The 25,961-nt window shown below is 39.5% G+C and carries 21 protein-coding genes; 6 read left to right on the top strand and 15 right to left on the bottom strand.

All coding sequences use genetic code 11. The features are described 5' to 3' along the window. Window positions 1-81 precede the first annotated feature (81 nt). Entirely contained in the window at window positions 82-1,455 is a 1,374-nt protein-coding gene (gene hemN / locus GQR54_RS13375; protein WP_166378232.1) for an oxygen-independent coproporphyrinogen III oxidase, read from the top strand. A gap of 93 nt (window positions 1,456-1,548) precedes the next feature. Here hemN and GQR54_RS13380 read toward each other — a convergent pair whose 3' ends face one another. The 3 genes from GQR54_RS13380 to GQR54_RS13390 all read right to left on the bottom strand — a co-directional run bounded on the left by GQR54_RS13380 (window position 1,549) and on the right by GQR54_RS13390 (window position 4,057). Then, window positions 1,549-2,064 carry a DUF2489 domain-containing protein gene (locus GQR54_RS13380; RefSeq protein WP_010553820.1) on the bottom strand — a complete coding sequence of 172 codons (516 nt, stop codon included), beginning with the start codon at window positions 2,062-2,064 and terminating at the stop codon, window positions 1,549-1,551. Between the two features lie 12 nt (window positions 2,065-2,076). After that, on the bottom strand, window positions 2,077-2,673 hold the full coding sequence (gene yihI, locus GQR54_RS13385; protein ID WP_007582074.1) for a Der GTPase-activating protein YihI: 597 nt from the start codon (window positions 2,671-2,673) through the stop codon (window positions 2,077-2,079). A 751-nt stretch (window positions 2,674-3,424) separates the two neighbouring features. Next, window positions 3,425-4,057 (bottom strand): c-type cytochrome, encoded by a 633-nt coding sequence (locus GQR54_RS13390; protein ID WP_007582080.1) that lies wholly within the window; start codon window positions 4,055-4,057, stop codon window positions 3,425-3,427. Between the two features lie 281 nt (window positions 4,058-4,338). On the opposite strand from GQR54_RS13390, the gene yihA reads away from it, so the two are divergent. After that, window positions 4,339-5,007 carry a ribosome biogenesis GTP-binding protein YihA/YsxC gene (gene yihA, locus GQR54_RS13395; protein WP_166378234.1) on the top strand — a complete coding sequence of 223 codons (669 nt, stop codon included), beginning with the start codon at window positions 4,339-4,341 and terminating at the stop codon, window positions 5,005-5,007. Between the two features lie 9 nt (window positions 5,008-5,016). On the opposite strand, the gene GQR54_RS13400 is transcribed toward yihA, so the two are convergent. The 3 genes from GQR54_RS13400 to polA form a co-directional block, all read right to left on the bottom strand. Beyond that, window positions 5,017-5,535: a DUF1285 domain-containing protein gene (locus GQR54_RS13400; RefSeq protein WP_166378236.1), complete on the bottom strand. Its 519-nt coding sequence runs from the start codon at window positions 5,533-5,535 to the stop codon at window positions 5,017-5,019. Beyond that, the gene (locus GQR54_RS13405; RefSeq protein ID WP_007582084.1) at window positions 5,532-6,119 is read right to left on the bottom strand and encodes a YceI family protein; all 588 of its coding nucleotides are present in this window, start codon (window positions 6,117-6,119) and stop codon (window positions 5,532-5,534) included. Before GQR54_RS13405 ends, GQR54_RS13400 begins: the two co-directional genes overlap by 4 nt. A 490-nt stretch (window positions 6,120-6,609) precedes the next feature. After that, window positions 6,610-9,345: a DNA polymerase I gene (polA, locus tag GQR54_RS13410; protein ID WP_166378238.1), complete on the bottom strand. Its 2,736-nt coding sequence runs from the start codon at window positions 9,343-9,345 to the stop codon at window positions 6,610-6,612. 524 nt (window positions 9,346-9,869) lie between these two features. On the opposite strand from polA, the gene elbB reads away from it, so the two are divergent. The 3 genes from elbB (at window position 9,870) to GQR54_RS13425 (ending at window position 13,868) form a co-directional block, all read left to right on the top strand. Next, on the top strand, window positions 9,870-10,517 hold the full coding sequence (gene elbB / locus GQR54_RS13415; protein ID WP_166378240.1) for an isoprenoid biosynthesis glyoxalase ElbB: 648 nt from the start codon (window positions 9,870-9,872) through the stop codon (window positions 10,515-10,517). Window positions 10,518-10,743: 226 nt separating this feature from the next. Beyond that, window positions 10,744-11,139 (top strand): cytochrome c5 family protein, encoded by a 396-nt coding sequence (locus GQR54_RS13420; protein ID WP_007582093.1) that lies wholly within the window; start codon window positions 10,744-10,746, stop codon window positions 11,137-11,139. A 164-nt stretch (window positions 11,140-11,303) separates the two neighbouring features. Then, window positions 11,304-13,868 (top strand): diguanylate cyclase, encoded by a 2,565-nt coding sequence (locus GQR54_RS13425; protein ID WP_166378242.1) that lies wholly within the window; start codon window positions 11,304-11,306, stop codon window positions 13,866-13,868. Between the two features lie 15 nt (window positions 13,869-13,883). Here the strand turns inward: GQR54_RS13425 and rep are convergent, their stop codons facing one another. Continuing rightward, window positions 13,884-15,902 (bottom strand): DNA helicase Rep, encoded by a 2,019-nt coding sequence (gene rep / locus GQR54_RS13430; protein ID WP_166378244.1) that lies wholly within the window; start codon window positions 15,900-15,902, stop codon window positions 13,884-13,886. A gap of 162 nt (window positions 15,903-16,064) precedes the next feature. Here rep and GQR54_RS13435 point away from each other — a divergent pair, with 162 nt between their 5' ends. Continuing rightward, the gene (locus GQR54_RS13435; RefSeq protein ID WP_101216535.1) at window positions 16,065-16,328 is read left to right on the top strand and encodes an accessory factor UbiK family protein; all 264 of its coding nucleotides are present in this window, start codon (window positions 16,065-16,067) and stop codon (window positions 16,326-16,328) included. Between the two features lie 217 nt (window positions 16,329-16,545). On the opposite strand, the gene GQR54_RS13440 is transcribed toward GQR54_RS13435, so the two are convergent. The 8 genes from GQR54_RS13440 to ilvG form a co-directional block, all read right to left on the bottom strand. Then, window positions 16,546-17,190, bottom strand: coding sequence for an NAD(P)H-binding protein (locus tag GQR54_RS13440; protein ID WP_166378246.1), 645 nt, complete (start codon window positions 17,188-17,190; stop codon window positions 16,546-16,548). A 4-nt stretch (window positions 17,191-17,194) separates the two neighbouring features. After that, window positions 17,195-17,857, bottom strand: a complete 663-nt coding sequence (can, locus tag GQR54_RS13445) for a carbonate dehydratase (protein ID WP_007582103.1) — start codon at window positions 17,855-17,857, stop codon at window positions 17,195-17,197. A 30-nt stretch (window positions 17,858-17,887) separates the two neighbouring features. Continuing rightward, complete coding sequence (locus tag GQR54_RS13450) at window positions 17,888-19,063, bottom strand: methyltransferase (protein WP_166378248.1); 1,176 nt, start codon at window positions 19,061-19,063, stop codon at window positions 17,888-17,890. A 61-nt stretch (window positions 19,064-19,124) separates the two neighbouring features. Next, window positions 19,125-20,159: an ABC transporter substrate-binding protein gene (locus tag GQR54_RS13455; RefSeq protein ID WP_165728089.1), complete on the bottom strand. Its 1,035-nt coding sequence runs from the start codon at window positions 20,157-20,159 to the stop codon at window positions 19,125-19,127. A 97-nt stretch (window positions 20,160-20,256) separates the two neighbouring features. Next, window positions 20,257-21,810 (bottom strand): threonine ammonia-lyase, biosynthetic, encoded by a 1,554-nt coding sequence (gene ilvA, locus GQR54_RS13460; protein ID WP_166378250.1) that lies wholly within the window; start codon window positions 21,808-21,810, stop codon window positions 20,257-20,259. A gap of 2 nt (window positions 21,811-21,812) precedes the next feature. Beyond that, window positions 21,813-23,669 carry a dihydroxy-acid dehydratase gene (ilvD, locus tag GQR54_RS13465; RefSeq protein WP_010553830.1) on the bottom strand — a complete coding sequence of 619 codons (1,857 nt, stop codon included), beginning with the start codon at window positions 23,667-23,669 and terminating at the stop codon, window positions 21,813-21,815. A gap of 103 nt (window positions 23,670-23,772) precedes the next feature. Beyond that, complete coding sequence (ilvM, locus tag GQR54_RS13470) at window positions 23,773-24,018, bottom strand: acetolactate synthase 2 small subunit (RefSeq protein WP_165728087.1); 246 nt, start codon at window positions 24,016-24,018, stop codon at window positions 23,773-23,775. Next, on the bottom strand, window positions 24,015-25,664 hold the full coding sequence (gene ilvG, locus GQR54_RS13475) for an acetolactate synthase 2 catalytic subunit (RefSeq protein ID WP_165728086.1): 1,650 nt from the start codon (window positions 25,662-25,664) through the stop codon (window positions 24,015-24,017). The genes ilvM and ilvG overlap by 4 nt, the downstream gene beginning before the upstream one ends. Window positions 25,665-25,961: the final 297 nt, after the last annotated feature.

Raw genomic sequence — 25,961 nt, forward strand, 5'->3', positions numbered from 1 at the left:
CACCTTTTTTGTTATAGATCAAACCGCCTCACTGCGTACTTTTTTATAATCACCCCCTAAATAAATACTTAGGTGCGCGTGATGATTAAACTTCCACAATGGGATCAAACCCTAATAAACAAATATAATGTGTCTGGCCCGCGTTATACCTCGTATCCCACCGCTCTATCACTGCGTGATGGGTATCAACAACAAGACCTACTAAGCGCTGTAGAATCGTCAACGAGTCGTTCACTTTCTCTATATATTCATATCCCGTTTTGTAGCCAGCTTTGCTACTACTGTGGCTGTAATAAAATAATTACCCGCCATCAATCTAAGGCCGATACGTATCTCGACTTTTTAGCAAAAGAAATTACTGCCCAAGCTCATTTATTTAAAAACTACACGGTTGAGCAATTACATTTAGGTGGCGGTACTCCCACCTTTTTAACCGCAAAACAAATGACCCGTTTAATAAAGCTTTTAGAGCAGCACTTTAATTTTACAAGCACAACAGAGCGCGGCATTGAAATAGACCCACGCTCACTTGCCGATAATATGCTTGTTGATCTAAGAATACTTGGCTTTAACCGTGTCTCATTTGGGATTCAAGACTTTAACGACGACGTGCAACTTGCTGTTAATCGCCCGCAAAATGCAGATACGGTCAAGCAATTAATTACACAAGCTCGCGAGCTGGGATTTCAATCTATTAATGCAGATATGATTTACGGGCTTCCTCTGCAAACGCCAGAGAGCTTTAAGCAAACTATAGAGCAACTTATTGAGTTAAGCCCTGACCGAGTATCGGTGTTTAACTACGCGCATTTACCAGAGCGCTTTGCCGCACAGCGTAAGATTAAAGATGCAGATTTACCCAGTGCACATAATAAACTCACTATGTTTAAAAACACGCTGGAGCAGATGACGCAAGCAGGCTATCAATTTATTGGTATGGACCACTTTGCAAAAACCGATAACGAACTAGCTATTGCGCAAAATGAAGGCAAGTTACATCGTAATTTTCAAGGTTATACAACACATGGAAATTGTGATTTATTAGGCTTAGGCGTGTCATCAATTTCACAAATTGGCACTGCCATTTTACAAAATCAAAAAGAATTAAAACATTATTACCACAGCATCGAAACACAAATCGGCTGTGCTCTTAATAAAGGTATGCACTTAACGCATGATGATGTAATTCGTGCTGATGCAATTAAGCAGCTCATTTGCCAGTTTGAATTAGATATACAAGACTTTAGCGAAAAGCATGCGCTTATATTTAATGACTACTTTGAGGATGCGTTAATTGCGCTTACGCCACTTATAAAAGATGAACTAGTCACTATAAATGATAATAAAATTAGCGTAACGCCACGCGGCAACTTATTCATTCGTATTATTTGCATGTGCTTTGACGCTCATTTACAAAAACAAATAAATGCGACGCGTTTTTCACGAGTGATTTAACTGATACTAATTTAATGCAATTAGTATGAAAATTTTTACGCATAAAAAAAGCAGACCAAGGTCTGCTTTTTTTGAGTACTCGAAAAACTAAAGCTAGTTAAAAACTACTTTATCGCTGCCAGGAGCGGCTTTAAACTCGATGATAATTTTAGCGCAATCGGCTTTAACTTCATCTTTAAGTGTTTCTTCAGCTTGCCAACGAGCCTTATCTAGCTTAAAAATCTCTTTTTTAGCATATTTTTTACGTGCATCGTGTGTCGGCATTTCTTTAACTACCTGGTACATTTTATAAATGCCAGGATATTGTGTCGTTAAATCACGCTCGCTCTCAAAGCCATATTGAGACATAAGTACCCAAATACGTAAACAGCCTTCAGAAAACTCACACTGCTCTTCATTCATTGCACGCGCAATTAAATGAATACTATCGGCTAGTTTGGCATTTCGCTTTAAACGCGACTTCTCAAGCTTTTGCTTTTGTTCAGCCTGCGTTTTAGCAATTAACTTTTTTTGCGCATTTAACTTATACAGCAACTGACCCGCATAAAATGCCAGACCAACTATTATAGCAGCGCCTAAAAGTAAGGCTAAAATTACCGCGGTACTCATTATTTATCCTTACTATTTGTCGTCTTCATCTAACCATTCGTTGGCTAAATCGTCAGATAAGTATTGATCGAAATCAGAATTGCCTTTGCTTTCAATATCATCTTCAAGGTCATCTTCAAATTCGTCTTCATCCTCGTCTTCAATACCAAGAATTTCACATAACGCCTGATGGCGAGCAATACGGCTATTAAAGTACTTAGCATCTTTACCAGTTAGCATTTCACCTTCTTCATGACGCTCTACTAATTTAAGTAAACGCTCGTCATTCTCAAGTGCTTCTAGCTCTTGTTCAGGTGTAAATTCAGGCTCGATTACCTTTTTCAGCTCAATAGTTGGCTTTAAGTTGCGTTTCATTTCAACTTTAGGCTCAGGCGCAGTTGCAATTAATGGTACAGGCTTTTTACTGCCTACACGCTTATCTTTAGGCGCGTGACCAGCATTATGGCTTTCGCTATCTAGTAAATCTGGCGCGTTACGAGAACCTGGCTTAGCGCCTTTGGTTTTTTTAACTCGCTGCTCTTTTAATGCGCGCATTTCTTTAAGCTTATCTTGGCTTAAACGAACAGGTCCGTTTGCTGGGCTTTTGCGTGACTTTTTAGTTCTACTCATATCTTGATCATCTCACTTAAGAGGTTTTGAGCGAAGCGCAAATTAATGGGCATCGCAGTGCTGGCCTAGCCAGAAGAATTCAGTTTGCGCTTAGAGGTTGGGTCTCTCATTTAAAAGCGCCTTAGCTAATTAATCGCTAATTTTAAACGGTGGGTATTGTAACAGGACAAATAAAAAGGCGGTAGAGAAAACATCTCTACCGCCTGCTAATCTGAGCGCCATTATCTGGACACTTCTCCCTTCGACTTTTTTTAGTCTTTATTATTTTTATTATTATCAGTCCGTATTGTTATTATTTTTACGTTCCTTGTTACATTCCATTTTGTTTTTATTATTAAACTTCCATGAGTTTTTTATTATTTTCGGTCATCCTGACACTTTTTTATTATTTCCTTTAGTAGCACTAATCTTATGCTATGTAGTCATGCCGCGTTACTTTCCTTGATAGTTATTTCCGTTTTGTTATTGTTGTTTTGCGACAGTGGTTAATTTACTCGTTAATGATTTTGTTACAACTGGTTTATATAACTTTTATTATCTTTATTACATTGAGATATAAAAATAAACATAAATTACAATAAGTTAATAAATAATAAAAAATAAAAATAAGACTTTTCTTACAACCAGACATGGTCAATGTCTTACATTAAAACGGACGATATCGTTAATTTTTGACACAAAAAAAGCAGCCTAGGCTGCTTTTTTAACACATTGTAGTTTATTTATTATTAACTGCTAAATAAATACGACTTTAGTGTAAGCCACCTAAATACTGAGAAAGTACTTCGATGTCTTTATCTGTTAATTTTTTTGCAATATCGCCCATCATGCCATTTAAGTCATTATGACGAGTACCATCACGGAATTTTTCAAGTTGAGCCTTGATATATCCTGGATGCTGAAAAGAAATTTTTGGAAACTTAGCAAGTGACGAGCCATTACCACGTGGGCCATGACATGCTGCACATGATGGAATTCCACGTTCTGCATCGCCTGCTTTAAAAAGCATCTCGCCAACTTCAACAACATCTTTAGGTGTAGCACCTTCAGTCATGTTCATTGAAGAAAAATAAGCAGCTAGATCTTTCATGTCTTGCTCGCTAAGTGGCATAGCCATAGCGCTCATTACTGGATCCATACGCCCTTCTTTGCCGCCTGACGTCATACCTAATTTTAAATCCTGAAGTTGCTTAAGGATATAATCTGGATGTTGACCTGCAATTTTAGGGTAAATATTAACCGGCGCATTACCGTCTGGGCCGTGACAAGCCGCACACGTTGCTGATTTTTCTTTACCTGCGTTTACATCGCCATCAAATGCTGTTGCGTTGCTTGCTGACAACGCACCAAGCAATATTGTTAAAGATAGTGCTATTTTTTTCATGGTGAATTCTCTGTTTCCGACCCTGTATCATCTACAATCGTGATGTTGTAATACATATATTCTACACGATAATAAATTCTCTGGCACGTTTTCTACACATATTAAGCTTATAATTTACAGGGTTTTGACTTAGATTAAGCTTTAACATGTTTTAAATGTACCATAGGTGCTGTTTTTAGGTGGTTAAATACGCTTTTTAATACATCCTTTATAGTATAAAATACGCGCCCTGAGTGAATTTGGTTTACTCAACGTTATTTATTTAAGTTTTAGGAGAGCCTGTGCTCAAATCTCGTATCAAATATAATACTGCGTCTTTCGTAACAAGCGCTCCCGACATTACTAAATTACCTGCTGATACGGGAATTGAAGTTGCGTTTGCCGGTCGCTCCAACGCAGGTAAGTCGAGTGCATTAAATGCATTAACCGATCAGAAGCTAGCACGTACAAGTAAAACACCTGGACGTACTCAGCTAATCAATACATTCGATTTAGCTGATGTTGACGATATGCGCCTTATCGATTTACCAGGCTATGGTTTTGCTAAAGTACCAATCGAAATGAAAAAGAAATGGCAAAAATCGCTAGGCGAATACCTACAAAAGCGTCAAAGCCTAAAAGGTATTGTTATTTTAATGGATATTCGTCATCCATTAAAAGATTTAGACCGCGATTTAATTAATTGGGCTATTGGTAGTGAAATTCCAGTATTGGCACTATTAACTAAAGCCGATAAATTAAAGCAAGGCCCTCGTAAATCACAAGTACTGCAAGTTCGTCGTGAATTAAGCACGCTTGATGGGGATATTACAGTTCATGCATTTTCATCATTAAAAGGCACGGGTTTACCAGAAGTAGCTAAAAAACTAGATGAATGGTTTTTAGGTCCTGTTATTGCTGTACCACCTACCGATGAAACAATCACAGACGAAACTAACCCAGAGACTTAAACGCTGGCGTTACGATAAATAAAACTGCTTTCCTGCAGATTTAATAAAATAGCCGAGTTTATCAGACTCGGCTTTTTCAGCCCACTGATAATATACGCTTCGCGCAACACGCGCACTACAGCCATAAGGTAGCTTTAGATAAGGTACTTTTGACCCTTTATAGTCTTTTATAACTAAAGGCTGCTGAGCGTTCACCAACCACTGCCTAGCTAAATTATCAATACAACACAACACCTGCCCTTGCACTGTATTTTCAAAACGCCAATCAACAATAATAAACGGCGCATCATCAACCGTTATTGTTATTTTTTCGACAGGTGTTTTTAAATAAAATTGCTCACCTTCTTTACATAGAACAGAAGCAAACAGCTTCACCATGGCTGGGCGTGTTATTTCGCTGCCATCGTAAAACCATTTCCCCTCATGATTAATGACAATTGGCAGTTCACCACAATGATTAGGCTGCCAACTATCAAAAGGTTTGCTTGGCTCGCTTAATTGCTTGCTAAGCTCACTTAAAGAAATCACTGTTTTTTAAGTGTAATTGCAAATGTAACAGGCACTGCTGTTGCAATTGAAGGTAAGCCCGCTAGCTCTTGCAGCTTTTTAACGCCTTCGGTTACACCAAAATCATCACTATTAATAATAATAGGTGTTAATGATGATACCGTTAAATCACCACTTTGCGTGCTGTTAACGAGTACATCAATTGCCAATGGCTTTTTATTACCGTGAAAATCAAGCTCAGCTTTAATACCCTTCAATACATATTGACCAGGCTTTTTAATATTGCTCAGTTCTTTAGTTAAATTTGCAGTTAAAACAGCATTTGGAAATTTAGCCGCTTCGAATAAAAATGTCGTTAAACGCTCATTACGAATAGGAATTAGAGTTTCAGCTGATGTTAAATCAACATTAACGCTAAACTCGCCTTTATCAGAAAGCATACCTTCAAGGTTAGTAAAATGGTGAGCTTCAGCAATCGAATCTTTTTTAATTGAAACAAAGCTTAGTTGGCTTTTATCATTCACTAGCTGCCAATTGGCCTGAGCAACATTAGAAATAACTAAACTTGATAAAGAAAAACCTGCAATAGCTAATGCTTTAAACATAACGCACTCCTTAGTAATAAAATGAAAAGAATAAAAATAATATCACTTCGATGGTATCACCTGCGATGTACCCAAACCACCTCGAAATGACGAATGAATAATACAATTGGTATAGCGCAATAAAGAATTAATTAGATAGGATTTTCAGGCGTAAAACAAAAAACGGCCCACCAAACAAGTTGGTAGGCCGGTATAGCAAACTGGGGAGAAGCTATCAATTTGTTGCACCCTTTCAGATGCATCATCAACAGGATGTCCTACAGGATAGGACAGGCGGGACTTTAACAAAAGCACGCATTAAAATACAATCATATTCCTGTAAAACAGCTCGAATTGACGAACATATAACTATTTAATACAAATAGTTGCTTAAATTAACCTTATTTTAACTAAAGCTTGCATATACCTGATTGAATCGCTGTTATTCGCCATTTTTATTAAACATAAAAAAAGCGCCAAAAGGCGCTTTAATTAAAATGCTCAAATTGCATTAATGAGCTTGTTCCCAGTTGTCACCTTCATCAGCTTCAACTATAAGTGGTACATCTAGCGCAGCAGCTTGCGACATCAGTTCACAGATGTGTTTTGTGTACTGTGGTGCGCAGTCTGTTTTGATTTCAAATACTAATTCATCGTGCACTTGCATAAGCAGCTTAATTGTATTTGGTGCTTGTTCGTGTACCCAGCGGTTAACGCTCAGCATTGCCTTTTTGATAATATCGGCGGCAGTACCTTGCATTGGTGCGTTTATAGCAGCACGTTCGGCTCCTTTTCTGCGCGCCCCATTACGTGCGTTTATTTCTGGTAAATGTAGGCGACGACCAAATATTGTTTCAACGTAGCCATTTTCAGCTGCTTTTTCGCGCGTTGTTTCCATGTACTCTAATACACCTGGAAAACGCTCAAAGTATTTATCTATGTAATGCTGCGCTTCGTGGCGTGGCACATCTAGTTGACGTGCTAAACCAAATGCCGACATACCGTAAATTAAGCCAAAGTTTACTGCTTTCGCCTTACGGCGCATATCGGTAGTTACATCATCAAGCTCGACACCAAATACTTCAGCGGCAGTTGCACTATGTACATCTAAGCCGTTAGCAAATGCATTTAATAGACCTTTGTCTTGTGAAAGATGCGCCATAATACGCAGCTCAATTTGACTGTAATCGGCAGCAACAATTTTATAACCATCTGCGGCTATAAACGCTTCACGAATACGACGTCCTTCTTCTGAACGAATAGGAATATTTTGTAAATTAGGATCAGTTGAACTCAAGCGCCCCGTAGCTGTAATTGCCTGATGATAAGACGTATGTACACGCTGGGTTTTCTCATTCACCATTAATGGTAATTTATCGGTGTAAGTTGATTTAAGCTTTGATAAACCTCGGTGCTCTATAATTACTTTAGGTAGCGGATAATCATGAGCAAGTTCTTGCAGTACTTCTTCTGCGGTAGAAGGTGCACCTTTAGGCGTTTTTTTAATAATAGGCAGTCCAAGCTTTTCAAACAACAGTACTTGTAGCTGTTTTGGCGAACTTAAGTTAAATGGTTCGCCTGCTATTTCAAACGCTTCTTTTTCAAGCTCAATTAAACGCTCGCCTAAACGCATGCTATGCGCTCCAAGCATATTGCTATCTATCGCAACACCGGTGCGTTCAATATCAGAAATCACACTAATAAGTGGCATTTCTATATCTTCAAATACCGATTTTAGTTTTTCATCAGCTGCTATTTTTGGCCAAAGCACTTCGTGTAAACGCAAAGTAATATCGGCATCTTCAGCGGCGTAAGGTGCTGCTTTTTCAAGTTCAATTTGGTTAAAGGTAAGTTGCTTTTTACCTTTGCCAGCAATATCTTCAAAGCTAATATTTTTATGACCTAGGTATTTAAGTGCTAGCGAGTCCATATCGTGACGCGTGCCTACACTATTAAATACATACGACTCAAGCATAGTGTCAAACTTAATACCATTTAGCGCAAAGCCTGCATTCGCTAATACGCTTTTGTCATATTTAAGGTTTTGCCCTACTTTAGCTTTGTTTTCATCTGCCAAAATTGGACCTAGCTTTTGCATTACAAATTCAAGGCTTAATTGCTCAGGCGCACCCGGATAGTCATGCGCTACCGGTAAATACACAGCTTCACCCGCTTTTACGGCAAAGCTCATACCCACCAATTGCGCTTTCATGTAATCAAGGCTGGTTGTTTCAGTATCAAATGCAAATAACTCAGCACTATTTAATTGCTCTATTAGCGTATCAAATTGCACTTGCGTTAAAATAGTTTCGTAATGAGCATCTTCTACTTTTGGTAATTCAGTGGCTTGGGTAGGTACAGCTAAATGTGTTTCAGCATCTTTAGGATTATCAAGTAATTCAGCTAACCAACGACGGAATTCGCACTCACCATATAATGCAATTAATTCGTCTTTGTTAGGCTCTTGAAGTTTGAATGTATCAAGATCAGATTCAACTTCAACATCGCACTTAATTGTCGCAAGTTCGTAGCTTAAAGGCAGATGATCAAGAGCAATTGCTAACTTTTCGCCTATTTTACCTTTAATCTCACTGGCGTGATCCATTACACCTTGAAGAGAACCATATTTTTCTAACCATTTAACTGCAGTTTTAGGACCACAACCTTCAACACCCGGAATATTATCGACCTTATCACCCATTAATGCTAAGTAATCAATAATAAGTTCAGGGCCTACACCAAACTTTTCAACCACGGTAACGGGATCTGAAATACTGTCAGTCATCGTGTTTATTAGCATAACGTGTTCATTAACAAGCTGTGCCATGTCTTTATCGCCAGTAGAGACGAGTACATGTCGTTTTTGCTCTGACGCTATACGTGCAAATGTACCAATAACATCATCAGCTTCAACGCCTTCAATACTAATTAGCGGAAAGCCCATCGCTTTAATAATACTGTGTATTGGTGCTATTTGAGTGCGTAAGTCATCCGGCATAGGCGGACGATTTGCCTTATACTCGCTATACATATCGTTACGGAACGTTTTACCTTTAGCATCAAATATAACCACCATATGTGAGGGATTGTATTGTCTGATCAAGCTTTTAAGCATGTTGATCACGCCATAAATAGCGCCCGTAGCTTCACCTTTAGAATTAGTTAAATGCGGCGGAGAATGATAAGCACGAAATAAATATGACGAGCCATCAACTAAAATAAGTGGGTTTTCGGGGATCTGAGCCATGGTGAATTTGGATCCTAAATGCAAAAAATTAAGGTAATTATAAGCATGCCATAAGGTAGTAAATAAAACGACAGTGAATTACTGCTTATCGTGTTATTAAAACTATAGCAAGCTGTGGATAAGTGTGTAGATAACAGCCACGAGCTATTCTTCCAAAGCATTATAAAATGCCTAGAAAATACTTTAACTGTATGTTTTAATTTAAAAAAGATAATACGAGGTTCTTTTTTTATTATTTTAAACCAATGTGGAAAAAGGTTTTCTAATGACTGCTTGTGCTGTTATTCACTTTGATTATTCGCGTCCATTTAAATAACCGGAGGAGTATTCTAGCACAATGGATCGAAGATCATAGCGATCCTTTATAATTTTTTTAAAGGCAAAGTGATCGCAAATGGCATAAACCGCAATACAACTTGCATAGAGAATGATTTTTGTACTAAAAATTTATTTTCGCGAGAAATTTTGAGCATGTTAGACTTCATCCGATCGACTTATAAAAAAGACTTTAGGGGCACAAAAGCATGAAAAACGTAGCGGTAATATTAGCAGGGTCTGGTGTGTACGATGGTAGTGAAATTAATGAAGCAATTTTAACTTTATTACATATAGCCAAAAATGGCGCAACGTATCAGTGTTTTGCACCGGATATTGAACAACTTCATACCATTAACCATTTAACGGGCGAAGTAATGCCTGATAAGCGTAATGTATTAACAGAAGCGGCTCGTATTGCACGGGGTGACATTAAATCGCTGCTTGAACTAGACGCAACTCAGTTTGACGCATTAATTGTACCTGGCGGTTTTGGCGCTGCAAAAAACTTATGTGACTTTGCAATTAAAGGCGCAAAAGCAAATATTAATGAAGACGTACTTAATGCTTGTAAATCATTTGCAAAAGAAAATAAGCCTGCTGGTTATATGTGTATTGCACCCGTTTTGATCCCATTTATTTACGATAACGCTGTACTTACGATTGGTAACGATGCAGAGACAGCACAAGCGCTAAGCACATTAGGCGCTAAACATATAAATTGTGCAGTAGATGATGTTGTTATTGATCAGCCAAATAAGCTAGTTACAACCCCAGCTTATATGCTTGCCCAATCGATTATTGAAGCCGATGCAGGGATCGAAAAACTAGTTAGTAGCGTATTATCAATAAATTGATCTTAGGATCTAAAAGTTAATTGTATGACTGTTTGCGCTTATTAAATTGCTTAACAAAAAACAGTAAATAATTAAATTTTATTGCGTTAACGCAAAAAGTAGTCAGTTTTATTAATAAAAACGCCTCTTAGCATTTTATAAATTGGCTCAGAGAGTTATAATCGGTTTAATTTCCGTCATCTTTAATCGTGATTGATCACGTTCAAATCGAAGTGAGCAAGGCAAAATGAAAAAATTAACAGCTGCAGCATTATTAATGCTAGCAACCACTGCATACGCACAGCCATATGATAACTCTATGACTGAAGATGCAATTAAAGCACGTCTCGCGCCGGTTGGTGCTGTATACCTTGAAGGCGATAAAGCTGCTGTAGCAGCGGCGCCTACAGGCCCTCGTTCTGGTGAGCAAGTGTATCAAGGTGCGTGTTTTGCATGTCACGGTACTGGTGCACTAGGCGCGCCTAAATCGCCTGACGATTGGGCTCCACGTATAGCTAAAGGTAAAGACACTTTACTTGAGCATGCACTAAATGGCTTTAATGCGATGCCTCCAAAAGGCACCTGTATGGATTGTTCTGATGATGAGATAAGCGCTGCTATCGACTTCATGACATCTAAATAAATACAGCTAAAATACACAAAAAAGGTTTACTTCGGTAAGCCTTTTTTAATACCTAAAATAGTGTTTCTAGCCAGTATGGTAGTACGAATATCAACTTGACGATAGGCGCTAAAAGTGAAAGTATAAGGCTAATAACTATACAATAAGAATAGCCGGTTATATCATTGGAAGATAAACTCTCAGTATCGAGTAAATTGGCGTATCAAAATAAACGTCTAAAAACATTACTCAATAAATACAAACAATCACATCACTTACAAAATGCGCTGATACAATTATCAGAGCAAGCAAGTACTGTTGCCGAGCTAACCCTACTTTATCCAGCTATCCACGACATTTTACAAAAGTATGTGCCGAGTAAAAGTTTTTATGTGGTGCTGTTAAATCAATACAGTCAATCGCTAGAACTTTCTTACTTTTCAGATGAAAAAGATGGTATTGCCGTCGCCCTTAATCAATCAAATAGCTTTGATGAAGGCGCCACTGGTTATGTATTTAAACAGGGTAAAACCACATGCTTTACCAAACAGCAAATGCAAGGTGCCGCAGCAGAAGGCTTATTTAAAGCATTAGGCACTCCAGCAGAGCATTGGGTAGGTGTACCGGTTTACCAAGAACATAATATTATCGGTGTATTAGCAGCGCAAAGTTACGATACAAAACAAGGCTATAGCTCACAACAAATACAATTACTTGAGTTTATGTCGCTTTATTTAGCAACTGCAATAGAGCGTGTAAAAAAACGAGAGCTCCTTGAGTCAGAAGTTAAAATTCGCACCCGTGCACTCACTCAAAGTAACGACGCGTTAAACCTTGAAATAGAACAACGTAAACGCGCTCTTCAACGCCAACAAATTCTGTTTAAAATATCCGAAATAGCAACGCAAGCTAAAAACCTTGATGATGCTTACTTTAAGATACATGAAATAATAAAAACAATTACCTACGCAGAAAACTTATATATTGCACTTTATGATAAAGAGTCTGGCTGGATAAGCTTTCCTTATTGTGTAGATGAATTTAAAGAAAACACACAACCAAGACGCTTTGCTAAAGGTTATAGTGAACTGGTAATAAGCACTGAAGAAACGCAACTTATACACCCGTGTAGGGCAAAAGAATTAATAGAAAGCGGTGTAGTACAAAGAGCTAAGCCTGTACAAAAAGAGCAAATGGCCACTAGTTGGTTAGGCGCTCCACTTAAAACAGCTCAAGGTGTCATCGGCCTCATTGTTTGCCAAGCTTACGATAACAAACATATTTTCAGCCAGGATGATTGTGAGCTAATTACCTTTGTATCACATCAAATTGCAGCTGTTTTACAAACAAAGCTCGCCAATCAAGCTATTGCAAAAAGCCACCAAGAACTCGAATTTAGAGCAAACGAAAAAACCAAAGAACTGCGTCAAACTAATTTACACTTACAAATGCAAATAGATGAACGCAAAAAAATAGAGCAGCAGCTTTATCATGACGCACATCACGACTCTCTTACTAGCTTACCTAATCGCAGCCTATTTTTAACTCAGCTTGAAAAAACGCTACAACATTATCAGCGTTTTCCTGAACATAATTTTGCTGTTTTATTTATCGATTTAGATAAGTTTAAAGACATTAATGACCAGCTTGGTCACCATGCTGGCGATCAATTTTTAATTAACGTTGGTGAGTTATTTACCCAGTGTACACGCGAACACGACTTACTCGCGCGTCTAGGCGGTGATGAGTTTGTTATTTTATTAACGCATTTAACTGAGCCTCAACAAGCAGAAGATGTTGCTAATCGTATTATCGACTTAATGAAAAAGCCTTTTTGCCTTAAAGGCGAATCACTTCAAAGTGGTGCTAGTATAGGAATAACCTACTCAAAGCAAAGCTATATGCATACGGATGAAATTATTCGTGATGCCGATGCTGCAATGTATCACGCTAAAAACTCAGGAAAAAATCGCTACGAGCTATTTCATTCGCTATTAACGCAATCAATACCTGCGCAAGCTCTAAAAGCACAACATCACCTTGATATATTACCTATGAGTTTTAGAAGCTCAGAAATAATTACGCTTGATGAGCAACATCAGTCTGAATCTTTATTTGAAGCATTTGGTGAACACCCAATACTTGGCTTTACTAGCTTTGATATTTTGAAAAAGTTTGCATCAGATAAAGAACAGCACCTCGAGATAGGGTTACAGTTATTACAACGCGCTTATGCACAAGCAATTACCGCAAATGTAACTATGGCGCTGGTTCCTTGCTCTGGTTTACTACTCGAGGAGCACGAATTTGTTTTATTTACAGATACGCTAAATAAACAACAAGGACATAGCCAGCTTTGTTTGATATTTGATGAGCAAGAAATTCGTCACGCAAGCGCAACACAAATAGAAAACCTCAAAAAGCTATCACAACTTGGTTATTCAATTGGTTTAAACAATTTCGCTAAAGATCGATGCGAACTTAATTTACTAACCGATATTAATTTTGACTATCTGCTACTTAGCTCGACCTTTAGTAAGCGTGTTTTACAACAAGAAAGTTACGATTTTCAGCTACAAGGGGTGCTAGCAATTACGAAGCTCAAAGCAATGAAAGTCATTGCTAAAGGGCCATCAATACTTAATTTTAGAGCTTTACTAGACAAGCACGGTTTGGCATTTTTTGTGGGAAAACAACACGCTCTAGTGTGTTCTGAGTTACCTAAAATACAAGCAACCCAGTCTTTATAAAATTAGCCTGAGGTATTACTCAGGCTTTTTAAACATTGCACGAAGGTTAGCGACCCTTGCTTGGCCTTTTTCCATTCGCTCTACTTGCGTATTTGGCGCCTTTTTATTTTCAAACGCGAGATCGTCCTGCGGTAACTCTTGTACAAATCGGCTTAACTCAGTTTGTGAGGTTTCACCAAATTGACGACGTATTTTTGCATAAGTAAGTGTTAACTCCTGCTGCGCACGAGTAATACCAACATAAGCTAAGCGGCGTTCTTCATCTACGTTATCTTCATCAATACTTACCTGATGCGGGAGTAAGCCCTCCTCCATGCCTACCATAAATACATATGGATACTCTAAGCCCTTTGATGCATGTAGTGTTGATAAGTGCACTGCATCTGTTTCATCTTCTTCTTCGTTACGCTCAAGCATATCACGAAGGGTTAGCTTGCTAACAACCTCGGCTAATGTCATTGGTTCGTTGTCGGCATCACCGGTCAACATGTCGGTTATCCAGCGATACAATTCAGATACGTTTTTCATGCGCATTTCGGCGGCTTTAGCACTCGGTGACGACTCGTACAAATATGCTTCGTAATTAATGTTACGTACTAAGTCTTTAACAGCTCCAAGCGTATCACCACGTACTGCGTTATCTGATAGCTCAACAACCCAGCGTGCAAACCCAGCAAGCGCATTAAAACCACGCCCTTTTAGTCTGTAGCCTAAATCGTTATCAAAACAGGTAGCAAATAAGCTCGCGTGTTTTTCGTTAGCAAGCGTACCAAGCTTTTCAAGTGTAACCGTGCCTATTTCGCGTCGTGGTGTATTTACGATACGTAAAAATGCATTGTCATCATCTTGATTAACTAGCAAACGTAAATACGCCATAATATCTTTAATTTCTGAACGAGCAAAAAATGACATACCGCCACTAATTTTATAAGGGATACGGTTACTCATTAATGACTTTTCAAAGCCACGTGCTTGATGATTACCACGATATAAAATCGCGTAATCTTTATAGCTGGTACGCTTCATAAACTTATGTGAAATTATTTCAGCAACCACACGCTCAGATTCATGCTCTTCATCGCGGCACCCTATTACTTTAATCGGCTCACCATAACCTAGTTCACTAAATAACTTTTTCTCTATGTCATGTGGGTTATTCGCAATTAAAATGTTAGCCGCTTTTAGTATTCGCCCTGCACTTCGATAGTTTTGCTCAAGCTTTATAAGTCTAAGCCCTGGGTAGTCTTTACCTAATAACACTAAGTTTTGTGGGCGAGCACCACGCCATGAGTAAATTGATTGATCGTCATCACCTACCACAGTAAAACGGGCACGCTCGCCTACTAGCAATTTAACAAGTTGATATTGGCTTGTATTGGTATCTTGATACTCATCCACCAGTAAGTATTTAAAGCGTTGCTGCCAGCGCTCACGAGATGTGGCGTTATTAGTAAGTAACAAAGTAGGGATCATAATTAAATCATCAAAATCCAGTGCGTTATAAGCACGTAGCTGATTTTGATAGCGAGCATACAGCTGTGCAAACAATGCCTTTTGCGCATCACGCGCTTCGCGTATTGCTTGCTCTGGCAGTACTAATTCATTTTTCCAACTACCAATTTCCATTTTAAGTAGTTTGAGTAAGTCCTTGTCTTTTTTTAGCTCATCTTCGGTGAGTTCACTAAGAAGCTGATTGGTATCTTGATCATCAAATAGCGAAAAGCCGGGTTTAAACCCTAATGTGCTTAACTCTTTTTTTATTATTTCTAAACCGAGTGTATGAAACGTTGATACCCACAAACCTTTAGCGTCTTGTTTACCAAGTGTTTGCAGTACTCGTTCACGCATTTCTTTGGCTGCTTTATTGGTAAAAGTAACAGCGGCTATATTTCGCGCTTTGTACTCACATTTTTTCACTAAATAAGCAATTTTATTCGTAATAACACGGGTTTTACCGGAGCCTGCGCCTGCGAGTACTAAGCATGGACCACTAATATATTTTACGGCTTCATCTTGTTTAGGATTGAGTTTCATAACGACCAAAGAAATTTAAAAGACGCGCAATTTTAACGTAACCATTACTGCGAGCATAGCAATTGCCTTAATTAATTAAGGTAAAGATGATCATGTGTTAAATACCGTGGGTATAAGGTAATATTAGTTATTATTATTTTAGGCCGCATCGAAGGGACAAATATGATCAACCCAGCAAAACTTGAAGAAATTGCTAAGCAAATTACTAGCAATATGCCACAAGGTGTAAAAAACCTAGCAGAGACACTCGAAGGTAAAACAAAGCAAGTTTTACAAAACAAGCTTGCTGAGATGGATTTTGTGAGCCGTGAAGAATTTGATGTGCAAAGCCAAGTACTTATTCGTACTCGCGAAAAACTAACCGAACTTGAAGCTAAAGTTGCATTGCTTGAGCAACAACTTAGCACCAAACCTGACGCTGAATAATTATACCAATTGCATTAGATTAGTGTTCTATTATAGCGATAAGAAAATAGCTCAATAACAAGGCTAAAATTATGCTACATAGTTGTTCTATATAAATAATTTTTAACGTAGTTGGTGAGTTATTTAATACGCTAGAATGATCATTTTTTTAATAAAATTGGTATTAATTTAATGTACAAAAAAGGCAGCTTAGGCTGCCTTTTGCGTTTTACTAAGTTTATTCAAATAGCTCATCTAGCACATAATAGAATAACTTAGCCTGCTGCGCTAAACTCACACTCAGCATTTTTTGCGCAACTTGCTCGCCAGTTATTGGTTTGTAACGCTTTAAAAACGCAAATCGTGTAATAACAGGAAAAATAATACTGCCTATCTTTTCTGCCACTCTAAATTGCTCACGATCACCCAATAATAAAGACGGTTGTAAAATACTTATTTTATCAAAAGGGAGTGCTTTAATATGTTGCTCAAGCTCACCCTTCATTTTCAAATAAGCACTATTACTGTGCGTGTTCGCCCCGCTTGATGACACTAAGCAGTAATGCGTAACACCATTACATGCCGCTAACTGCGCCGCTATAAACTGATAATCAAAATCCACTTTACGCTGAGCTTGTATAGAGCCCGCCCGTTTACGGGTTGTGCCCAAACACGAAAACAATACGTCACCTTTAAAAAGCTCAACGTATTGAGTTAATTTTTCAAAATCAATAACGTGATTAACTAGCTTTGCGTGTGTAATAGGCAAAGCCCGACGACTTAACGTAACCACTTTGGTATAACGATCGCTATTAAGTAGCTTATGTAGCAACTCATTACCGACCAAACCTGTAACACCTATTAATATCGCCGTTTTAGTCATAAATTTATTTATTTTCGCCCACTTTATTAAGTACGTGCTGCACTGCTTTTTTGTAGCTTTGCGTTTCTTCACTCGCGCACGTTACTACAGATTCTAAATCATGAAGGTGGCCGTTTTCTAAACCATAAACCCAACCATGAACGCTTAGCTCTTGGCCGCGTTCCCACGCATCTTGCACAATGTTAGTACGGCATACATTACGTACTTGCTCAATTACATTTAGCTCAATAAGGCGGCTTAAACGTTCGCTTTCTGGCATTGCATCAAGTTGTTCAAGATGCTTTTCTTTTACATCCCCTACATGGCGTAGCCAATTATCAATAAAGCCAAATTTTGCATTGTTTAAAACGGCTTGTACGCCACCACAGCCATAGTGACCTACTACCATAATATGTTTTACTTTTAAAACCTCTACAGCGTACTGCATAACCGACAAACAGTTATGGTCAGTGTGTACAACCACGTTAGCAACGTTACGATGCACAAATAATTCGCCTGGTAATAAATCAACTATTTGATTAGCAGGTACACGAGAGTCTGAACAACCAATCCATAAATACTCTGGATTTTGTTGCATAGATAAAATTTTAAAAAACTCAGGATCAGCTTCGCTTGTACGTGCAGCCCAACGTTTATTGTTATCGAATAAATTTTTTAACTTTCTCATTGCATCTCTTATTAAGTCGAGGACGGAAATTTAATGGATATTAGCAAGAATCAAAATATTACGAGGCGTTAACTGCTTTTCACAAAACGTTTTAACGCTTACTTGATAGCCTTGCTGTTGCAAATATAAAGCACGATCGAGCACAAGCCAAACTTCAATTGCTCTTCTGAACACATGTCGAACCAGTTCAACTCGGTCAGTTATTTTTTTTCGAGCAACCCCAACATCTAAATATTTATTATAATCAGTATCTTGTGGTAGGTTTGTTGCCTTTTTATCTGCAGCCCATACACAAAATGATTTAAACGAATCTGAGAATATAGCTTTGTTAACCGAAGGTACGCTTACATAATATTGCTCGCCAGTAATCGATTTTCTAAGTGCGTCAAAACCAAGCCGCCATTCTAGTTCTGTTTTACGTACTTTTTCCAGACGAGAAGGCGCTGTAACGGTTTCTTGTAATGCGAGCTTTAAATCGCGATGCGTTAGGTTAAGCTCACTTTTATTTGCAACCTCACTCATTACACGGTACTCATTAGCCGTAAATAAATGATAGCAACAAGGTGAAAAGCTAATTTGCTGTACTTTCGCTAAACTTGCTTGACGCATAAATGCTTGGTGCAAACCACCACATGCGTGTAGCGCTACGGCATGCATATCAGCATTAAAAAATTGAGTGATATCCTCTTTTAATACATCTGCTTGGCTAAAGTGCATTGCCAAGCCTTGTTGCTGTGCACTTTTTTGTCCTTGCTCGCATAAGCTTTGTTGCAGTTCAATACTATGCACATCACTTGCGCCATTAAAAGCAAGCATTCGCCCTAAGTGTCCTTTACCCGCACACCACTCTAAAACTGGTTGCTTAGTATTAGGTAGTGCAGATACAAAATCTTGTAACTGATCAAACTTACGACCTTTAATGCCGTTACTTATCCAAAACGGATAATCAGCTCGAGAGTGTGCAGAGCTAGGTAAGTCACATAGCTTAGCAAGTTCATCAAGTTGGTTTATGTGTTGGCTAAAAAATTGGTATAGCTGATTTTGATCGTTATCAAGAACGGTTACCTGATCATCAGTTAGTTCGTTAAGTATGCCTTGCAGCTCTGGCCAAGGAATAGTGTCAAAATCAAATGCGGTGCACTGCCAATACTGACGATGGCGCATTAAAAGTGAATCAAGTGCAAAAAATTGCTCAGCTAAAGTCATAACAGCTTAAAAAATAAAAAGACAATTAATTATATCAGCTCAGTGAGCTCTCATTAAGCAGTTATTTTTGCCTAAAAATCAGCCGTAAATACAAAGGTATTGAAATAATACTCACCAAAATAGCTGCTATAAGCATCCATGATAATTGCATCTTTTCAGGCTCTTGGTATTTATAAATAAAGTGAGATTTCACTTCGTCAAATTCGTTTTGCTGTATGCCATATAAGTCAGCTATTAAGCGCCACTTTGCTATCGACATATGCCCTAAACTGGTAGTGGGTGGGGTTATATAACTTTTTAGTACTTCAGCCTCAAAGGCGAGCTGATGAAAGCTCTTACTCGGTGCATAGTTTTGCTGGGTGACTGCAATGGCTTCATCCATATTCATCATTGCATAGCGCCAACCTTTTAGGCTCGCTTGGTAGAATTTTTCGACCGTTTGTGGATTTTGCTTAAGCATGTTTTCGCTGGTAAATAAAATGTCGCTATATACATCCATACCATAACGCTGTGGGCAAACAAGCCGATGAGCTACGCCTTGTTGAGTCATATAATAAGGCTCTGTAGTAACATAAACTTGCATAGCATCTAGCTTGTTTTCAATCCAAGCCTGGTTAAAATTTTCGCCATTGTAAACTTTGAGTTTATCTACATCAACGCCACTGCGTTTAAGCATAATAAGTAGCTCGGTGCCGTCATTTTTGCTCACAGCAGTGATACGTTTATTAACAAAGTCACGAGGGTGAAAAATATCAGACGTGTCTTTTACCATCCAGCAATAAGGTGAAAACTGCAATAAGGCTGCCATTGCAACAAAAGGCTGACCATTAATACGTTGCTGTAAAATACCAGAATGCCCTACACCAAATTGTGCTTCGCCACTGGCCACAGGACCAAAGGTATCAGGTTTCATTGGATTAGCTTGTTTAATAGTTACATCAAGGCCCGCTTCATTATAAAAGCCTTTTTGCTTAGCCATATAGTAGCCAGCAAACTGAAACTGATGTGTCCATTTTAGCTGTAATGTGACTGATTCTTGCGCCGCGATATGGCTGCAAAAAAAGCACAATCCAATGATTAATCCTTTAAATAGCAAATAGGTGTCCTCAAAAGGTATGACGATTACCTGTAACTATATGTAAAACGTGTAATAAAGCAAGCACCCTAGTTAGGTGCCTGCCTTTAAAGAAGGGTTATACTGAGGCGAGTTTTTCGGCTTTTTCTGCTTGCGGTTTTGATGTTAAAAATTGGGTAAAACACGGATTTTGTGTTTCATCTTGTACACTGTAACCTAAGCGATTCAAATGCTCGTTAAACATTTCATACTGACTCGGCTCAATAGCAAAACCTGCCAGTACATTCCCCATCGAACCACCGTGATTACGATAATGAAATAAGGTAATGTTCCAATTGCAGCCTAAAGTATCTAAAAAGCGTGCAAGCGCACCCGGATACTCAGGAAATTCAAAACGCAATAAACGTTCATGTAATTGCTCTGGTGCTTTTCCGCCAACCATATAACGCACATGTAATTTAGCGAGTTCGTTATCCGACAAATCGCAAAATTGATAATCGTTATTTGTTAAGTCTTGCTTTAACTCATTAAGCTCTTGCTCGCCTTGGCGCAGAGCAATGCCCACAAATATTTGTGCTTCACCAGGCCCTGCATAACGGTAGTTAAATTCAGTAATAGCACGGCCACCTAAAGAAGCACAAAACTGTTTAAAACTGCCTTTTTCTTCTTTAATAGTAACGGCTAATAGCGCTTCGTTTTTTTCACCCAGCGCAGTGCGCTCTGCAACATAACGCAGGCGATCAAAGTTTAAATTAGCACCCGAAAGCACAGCCGCTAAATGTAGTCCTTTTAACCCCGACTGCTGACTCCACTTTTTAAGCCCAGCCGTTGCAAGTGCACCTGATGGCTCTGCAATTGCACGCGTAGATACAAAAATATCCTGCATGGCTGCACATATTTCATCGCTAGTAACGGTTACGACTTCATCGCAAAACTTTTGCGCTAAACGAAATGTTTCAGTGCCAATAATTTTAACCGCTACGCCATCGGCAAAACTACCAACGCGATCAAGCTCTACTGGCTTACCAGCTTCAAGTGCTGCTTGTAAACACGCACTTTCGTCGGCTTCTACGCCAATTACTTTTATATCTGGACGCAACGATTTAATGTAAACCGCCATACCAGCAAGTAAACCGCCGCCGCCAACAGGAATAAACACAGCATCAAGCTCGTTTAATTGCTGCATTAACTCGCGTGCTACAGTGCCTTGACCAACAATGACATCCGGATCGTCAAATGGCGGGACAAATATACCGTTACGCTGATCTGTAAGCTCAAGCGCATAGGCTTTTGCTGCATCAAAATGATGGCCATGTAATACAACTTCACCGCCAAGTGCGCGCACTGCGCTGACTTTTATTTCAGGCGTTGTTACTGGCATTACAATAGTTGCTTGATGCCCAAGGTGAGATGCACTTAATGCAACCCCTTGAGCATGATTACCCGCAGAAGCAGTAATAACCACTGAGCCTTTAGGTAATTTATTTAATTTGTTATACGCACCGCGTAACTTAAATGAATACACGGGCTGTTGGTCTTCACGCTTTAACCAAACATGGTTACCTAGCTTTTTACTGAGTTCAGCCATTTCGCTAACCTCAGTAACTTTAGCCAAAGGCTCCATGTTTGCTTGAATAATAGCGCGAAAATAATCGAGCTCTTGAGAGACCATAATTAACTAAGCGCCTCCAATTTAGCTAAGTCGCGCACAGCGCCTTTATCAGCACTTGTTGCAAGTAATGCATAAGCCTTTAAAGCAGACGAGACATAGCGCTCACGATCAACTGGCTTGTACGCCATTTTTCCGCGTGCTAATTGCTTTTGTTTACGTGCCTCAAGTTCTTCATCGCTTAGCGCTAATGTGATTTCACGTGTTGCGATATCAATAATGATTTTGTCGCCATTTTCAACATAAGCGATTGCACCACCACTCGCCGCTTCTGGCGATACATGGCCAATTGATAAACCCGAAGTACCACCCGAAAAGCGACCATCAGTAATAAGTGCGCATTTTTCAGCTAAGCCTTTCGATTTTAAGTAGCTTGTTGGGTATAGCATTTCTTGCATACCTGGGCCGCCTCTAGGGCCTTCGTAACGAATAACAACAACATCGCCGGCTTTTACTTCGTTATTTAAAATCCCTTCTACTGAATCATCTTGTGATTCGTATACAATGGCGGTGCCTTCAAAATGTAGCATTTCATCAACTACGCCAGCACTTTTTACAACACAGCCATCAACCGCTAGATTACCCGAAAGCACAGCTAAACCACCGTCTTGGCGAAAAGCATGTTCAACGCTTCGAATACACCCATTCACGCGGTCATTATCGCCTTCATCCCAACGACACTCTTGGCTCATTGCTTTAGTAGTACGAATGCCCGCAGGACCCGCACGGTAAAATTTGCGCGCAACTTCGTTAGTTGGGTCGGTTGCATCCCATTTTTTAACAAGCTCAGCCATTGTTGACCCAGCTACATGATTAACCGACATGTCAACTAAGCCCGCTTTACCAAGCTCGCGTACAACAGCCATCATGCCACCTGCACGGTGGACATCTTCAATATGGTACTCTGGTGTTGCTGGTGCAACTTTACATAAAAACGGTGTTTTACGAGAAAGCGCATCAATGTGCGACATATCAAAATCAACGCCGGCCTCTTGCGCTGCTGCGAGTAAATGTAATACGGTATTTGACGAGCCGCCCATTGCAATATCAACAACCATTGCATTCATAAAGGCTGTTTTATTGGCAATTGCGCGTGGCAATACATCTTGATTATCTTTTTGATAATACTCACGACATAAATCAACAATACGAGCCCCTGCTTCAACATACAGTTGTTTACGGTCTTTATGGGTAGCAAGCGTGGTACCGTTACCCGGCAGTGCCAAACCTATAGCCTCTAACAAACAGTTCATTGAGTTTGCAGTAAACATGCCTGAGCACGAACCACATGTAGGACACGCAGAGCGCTCTACTTGCTCTGAATCTGCATCACTTACCGATTCATCTGCGCCTTTAACCATGGCATCAACTAAATCAAGTTTAATGTCGATGTTAGCAAGTTTAGTTTTACCCGCCTCCATTGGACCGCCCGATACAAATATCACCGGTATATTTAAACGTAGCGCTGCCAGCATCATCCCTGGGGTGATTTTGTCGCAGTTTGAAATACAGATCATCGCATCGGCGCAGTGTCCATTTACCATGTATTCAACCGAGTCAGCAATTAAATCGCGTGAAGGCAATGAATAAAGCATACCGCCGTGTCCCATCGCAATGCCATCATCAATAGCAATGGTATTAAATTCTTTTGGAACGCCACCGGCTTGGGTTATTGTCTCACCCATAAGCTCACTAAGCTGATTAAGGTGTACATGCCCTGGTACAAATTGTGTAAACGAGTTAACTACGGCAATAATCGGTTTACCAAAATCAGAGTCTGTCATACCTGTTGCGCGCCATAATGCTCTTGCGCCTGCACGTTTACGTCCTTCAGTTGTTGTTGCACTTCTTAATTTAGCCATAGTTACCTCAGTTTTTGCCGCAATATAAGCGGGCATTCCTCATTCTAAAATTGGTGAATAACCGAGTGACTCAGTTACTCGTAAATTATTTTGTAATTCGTAATTATACAGCCTGTTGGTGCTGTAAATTTTGTAAAGTGACTTCTTTTACATCCACCAGCTTGTTTAGCTGGCTGGTTAATAGATGAATAGGTTTATCACTATCTACCGTCATGGCTACGTTGTATAAGCCATCATCTATATTGAGCTGAAAATGCGTTAGGTTAAAACCACGATGACGCACCACTCGTAAAAAGCGTTCTACCGCTATACTTTGGCTTTTTAATGCAATAGTTAGGCTGTGTTTCATTTTGCTTTCTCCGTCATCATTTCGTCGTTAGCAGCCCCAGGTGGTACAAGTGGCCAAACATTTTCTTTATCATCAATACAAGCATGTACTATGTACGGGCCTTTGCTGTTAACTAATGCTGTAATAGCATCATCAACTTGGTTAGCGTGGGTAATTGTTTGCCCTGGAATACCAAATACAGCAGCTAGTTGCACAAAGTCTGGGTTGTCCGAAAGGTTAGTTTCAGAGTAACGTCCTTCAAAAAACAGTTCCTGCCATTGGCGAACCATACCCAAGCGCTGGTTATCTAAAATTAATATTTTTACTGGTAAATTGTTACGGCGAATCGTGGCAAGCTCTTGAATATTCATCATGATTGAGCCGTCGCCTGATACGGTAATTACAAAGTCATCAGGGCGTGCTACTTGTGCGCCAATAGCGGCCGGTAAACCAAAGCCCATTGTGCCTGCGCCACCACTACTTAAATGATTACTCGGGTGGCTAAATTTCATATGCTGCGCGACCCACATTTGGTGCTGGCCAACATCACAGCACACAACGCCAGTTTTTGGCATACGCTCACTAAGCTGACTAAGTAAATAAGGTGCATAAACCTTCTCACCTGGGTAGTCGTAACGCCACGCGTGCTTAATATTCATTTCTTTATTTGTGTCACACCAAGCTTTAGGTGTTACAAAACACTCAAGTGCTGGTAAAGAGGTTTTTAAATCAGCAATTAATGAAGCTTTAGCAGGTTTTCGCTTACCTACTTCAGCGGCATCTATATCTAAATGAATTACTTTAGCTTTAGCTGCAAATTTAGCTAAGTTACCCGTTACGCGGTCATCAAAGCGCGCCCCTATACATACAAGCACATCACATTCTTGCACAGCAATATTAGCCGCTTGAGTACCATGCATACCTAACATACCTAAGTAGTGTTCGTAATCAGGTAGTACACTGCCCAATGCTTTAAGTGTTGATACAGCCGGCATTTGCGTTTTATTTAAAAACTGCATTAACTCGTCTTGCGCGTCAGCGGCTTGTACACCACCGCCTACGTACGCTACAGGCTGCTTTGCTTCACTAAGTAATTGATTAGCAATAGCAACTTGATTTAAATCTAATTGTGGTAAGTATTCATCAGCTGCAAGCCAAGGCTTAAAAGGTACTTGCGCCATTTGAATATCTTTTGGGATATCGACAAGTACAGGACCTGGTCGGCCGCTTTGCGCTAAATGAATAGCTTCTTGTAATATCTCTGCTAAGTCTTCCGCTCGTTCTACCATGTAGCTGTGCTTAGTACACGAAAGCGACATACCTAGTACATCTATTTCTTGAAACGCATCTGAACCAATAGCTGCAGTAGGCACTTGGCCGGTGATCGCCAATAATGGTACTGAGTCCATCATCGCATCAGCAAGGGCAGTTATTAAGTTAGTTGCACCTGGGCCCGATGTTGCAAAACACACACCTAATTTACGCGTGCTGCGAGCATAACCAACAGCTGCAAACCCTGCACCTTGCTCATGACGAGTAAGGTAGTGTTTGACTGGCGCGCCATACAGCGCATCGTAAATTGGCATAATAGCTCCGCCTGGGTAGCCAAATACTTCATTTACGCCGTGTTTGGCCAATAAGTCGATTGTTAGTTCTGCGCCTGTCATTAATAAACCCTCATTCCTCAGTGACAACCCAATTACATTTTTACGCTAAAAACTTTGCCCTTAAAACTAAAAAGCCCTCCGAACGGTTAAGTGCGGAGGGCTTTTTTAATGCTTAAGTTTTTAAAGCACTACGAAGCCCTCGCGGGAATAATCACCACGATAATAATCAGGACTAGGTTAAGTGCGTTTGTAAGCATGTAATTAATACCAAATTTTGTTCAATTATCGCGAAGGTTATTCCTTCGCTCTCTTTTTATATTAGTACCGCGCTAGGCCCTTTAAGTCAACACCAAAGTT

It is taken from the genome of Pseudoalteromonas sp. Z9A4, from assembly GCF_011378845.1.
Taxonomy (GTDB): Bacteria; Pseudomonadota; Gammaproteobacteria; order Enterobacterales; family Alteromonadaceae; genus Pseudoalteromonas; species Pseudoalteromonas arctica.